Source organism: Halorubrum sp. SP3 (assembly GCF_005435195.1).
In the GTDB taxonomy this organism is placed as follows: Archaea; Halobacteriota; Halobacteria; order Halobacteriales; family Haloferacaceae; genus Halorubrum; species Halorubrum sodomense.
Genome location: NZ_SGTU01000414.1, coordinates 1 through 424, shown reverse-complemented (window position 1 = coordinate 424; position 424 = coordinate 1). Strand labels below are relative to the sequence as shown.

At 64.9% G+C, this 424-nt stretch carries 1 protein-coding gene; it reads right to left on the bottom strand.

Annotation, left to right across the window (positions count from 1 at the left end):
* The coding region (locus EXE42_RS17050) for an alkaline phosphatase family protein (protein WP_199240805.1) at nucleotides 1–424 on the bottom strand (424 nt) is incomplete at both ends.

The following is a 424-nucleotide window of genomic DNA, read 5'->3' as shown; positions in this document are numbered from 1 at the left end:
GGGGACGACGCCGTTCGGCTCGCGGCCCTCTACGTTGAGGTAGAAGCGACCGGGGATGAGCGAGTACGCGCGCGTCTCGTCGTCGATGTCGGTGAGCGCGTCGTGGTCGTCGTCCGCGTAGGAGAGCCACCCCTCGTCGGCGAGGAACTGGTTACAGTTCACCTCCCACTCCAGTCGGGTGAACCCGTGGTCGGAGGCGACGATCAGGGTGGTGTCGTCGTCGAGCGAGTCGCGGATCTCGCCGATGTAGCCGTCGAGCTTGCGGTAGAACGCCAGGAACTCCTCTTTGTACTCGCCGTCGGTCGCGTAGTCGCCGAAGAGGAAGTGGTTCACCCGGTCGGTGCTCATGAACACGCCGAAGAAGAGGTCCCAGTCGTCCTGGTCGAGGTAGTGGGAGAAGGCGTCGTAGCGGGCGTCGAGCGTC